The following is a 2766-nucleotide window of genomic DNA, read 5'->3' on the forward strand; positions in this document are numbered from 1 at the left end:
CAAAAAGTTACAACGTATTAGCCAAATATCATGTTACAAAACCTAGTTAATTTAATTTTGAATTATATGAACAATAGTGCAAAAAAGCTACCCCATTTAGAGTTAAAAACAATATCTCTCATTCCACCTCAAGAGCATTACACGAGTTATGTTCATAAATCTGAACCAGAACAACCTTTTTGGATAAAGGCTTCATTTTACAATATAAACGTTAAAAAGAAAAATTCAATTCATTGTTGGAATCTAAACGTTTGTAAGGACGTCAACAATTATACTTTTCATATTTCTTTATCTTTTCACTATGAAGATACCAATTATAAAGAGATCTTATTCAATTATGTAGGTAAAGATATCAATCCCTCTTATAGAAGCGAATATTTTTACAGAAATTACGAGGATGCTTTTAACTTCGATACCAATGGCCGACACGATTTTATTAAAATGTTAAACAAACTTGTCGATGGTAATGAATTTGATGAAAAAGGCCATGCAGCCTTAAAAAGTGTAGCTGATTTCTGCGCAACGTTCGATCAGCTACCTAAGTGACAATTATCTCATACACGTCAGGTCAACAAAGATTTAGCATTGAAATCCTCTTTCTTAAAGAAGAATATGCCGTGCTTTCAGCACTCAAAAGGTGCTTCCGTATGAACCAGGCCTGACGACCTGGCCTGTGATATAACCGTCACTCCACAATGGACCAATTTTACTTCAAAAAAAATATAACTTGTCATATTGTTCCAGTTTCAAGAAAATCTCAAGCTCTACACACTCAATCTACACTCTGCATAAATGAAACAAAAACTGACTGTAAGAATGACAACATCACCAAGCATCAAACAAAAAAAAGCAAAAAACAATCTAATTCAAGCATATCAAATTCTGTTAAAAGGCGAGGTTAAACATAATGAAGAAGAACGCCGCAATTTATGCTCGAGTCTCCTCTCTAAAACAAAAGGAAGGAGATAATATCCAAAGCCAAGTCTCTGCATTAATTGAATTTGCAAATAAAGAAAGTTATGTCATTCCCACAGGCTGGACATTTACAGATGAGGGATATAGCGGTTCTATACTACAACGGCCTGCTTTAGATGAATTGAGAGAGCTAATTCAAGAAGGTGATGTAGATACTGTTTTAGTGTATTCACCAGATAGACTAAGTCGAAAATATGCATATCAATTAATATTGGAAATGGAATTTCAAAAAAAACATGTTGATCTTGTATTTTTGAATACCCCTAAAGCTAAAAATCCAGAGGAGCAACTTTCATTACATTTTAAGAGTATTTTTGCTGAATACGAGCGTGCTCAAATTGCTGAGAGATGTCGCAGAGGTCGTAATCATCGAGCAAAGCAAGGGAGTGTTTCAGTTATACCAACAGCACCTTTAGGTTACGATTATATCACAAAAAAAGAAGGTGTTTTAGCTCATTATGTTATAAATAACGATGCAATAATTGTAAGGAAAATATTCTCTTACTATACTGAGCAACACTTTTCTATTTCGAAAATATGTCGACAGCTTGAGTTAGATGGAATTTTATCACCAAAAGGCCAAAATAAATGGTGTACATCAACGGTTAGAGATATTCTAAAAAACGAAACTTATATTGGGGTGGCTCACTTTGGAAAAACAGAACGTTGTGAGGGGGTGCCTGGACGTATTCATCGAACTTCAAAAGGTGAAAGACGACTGACAGCAGTTAATGCTAGTAAAATAAGGCCCAAGGAATTTTGGATACCAATAAGCGTTCCCTCAATTATATCAGAGCATGTATTTGAAACTGCACAACATAAATTAATAGAAAACATAAAGAAATCTTCAAGAAACACCCGTGAACCTTCAATACTGCAAGGATTACTTGTTTGTGGATATTGTGGGGGGTCATATTATAAAAAAAAACGTTCAGCAAAGTATTCTTACTATGGTTGTGGGCGACGTTTAAATGGATATAATTGTCAAGCACCTTCAGTAAAACAAGAAGAGCTTGATCGCATTGTTTGGACTCACATAATTGAATTACTTCAAAATCCTCGTTTAATAGAAGAGGAAATGATTCGCAGAAGTCTTGAAAATCAAGATGTTAAGAAAGTTGAAGAAAGTATTAGGGAGTTAGAAAAGGAGTTAATAAAGATAGCAAAAGCACGAAATAAGCTGTTAGATGCCTATCAGGAAGGAGAAAGTTTAACACTAGTAGAACTTAAGACGCGTTTAAAAAATTTAGATATAAGACAGCAATCGGCATTAAAACAGAAAAAAACTTTAGAAAATTTGAAATTTAATGAGCAACAAGCTCAGAATATGAAATTACAATTAGAAGATTTACGATTAGAGATGCAAAATTCAAGCAACCTTTCGATAAAAAACAAACAAAGTGTTCTTAGACTACTTATCAGTGAGATAGTCATTAAGGGTAATGAAGTAGAAATCAAACATTGTATTCCTTGTGGAGATATAAAATCAGTCGATTTTAGTCCATTGTGTAGTGACGGTTATACCGGCCTTACAGGCCTCAAGATATAGCTAAAAGAGGCCTGTAAGGCCGGCATGTCACAGGCCAGGCCGTCCAGGCCTGGTTCATGCAGAAATAATCTCTGAGTGCTGGAAGCACGGCATATTCTTTATTTTAAGACAGGTGGTAAAGTTAGCTTGATGCCTATACTACAAATGATCAGCAAAAAGATGTGGGTAAAAGCATGAGCTTGTTTCGGCCTCATCTATACGTGGTCTGAAGCAAGCTCATGCTTTTACCCACATCTTTTTCT

Annotated in this window: 2 protein-coding genes; both read left to right on the plus strand. The window is 34.9% G+C overall.

Annotation, left to right across the window (positions count from 1 at the left end; genetic code table 11):
- Nucleotides 1–66: 66 nt before the first annotated feature.
- Nucleotides 67–546 (plus strand): hypothetical protein, encoded by a 480-nt coding sequence (locus tag WC747_04990; GenBank protein ID MFA5999346.1) that lies wholly within the window; start codon nt 67–69, stop codon nt 544–546.
- A 361-nt stretch (nt 547–907) separates the two neighbouring features.
- On the plus strand, nt 908–2524 hold the full coding sequence (locus tag WC747_04995; protein ID MFA5999347.1) for a recombinase family protein: 1617 nt from the start codon (nt 908–910) through the stop codon (nt 2522–2524).
- Nucleotides 2525–2766: the final 242 nt, after the last annotated feature.

Source organism: Candidatus Babeliales bacterium, assembly GCA_041660205.1.
In the GTDB taxonomy this organism is placed as follows: Bacteria; Babelota; Babeliae; order Babelales; family Chromulinivoraceae; genus JACPFN01.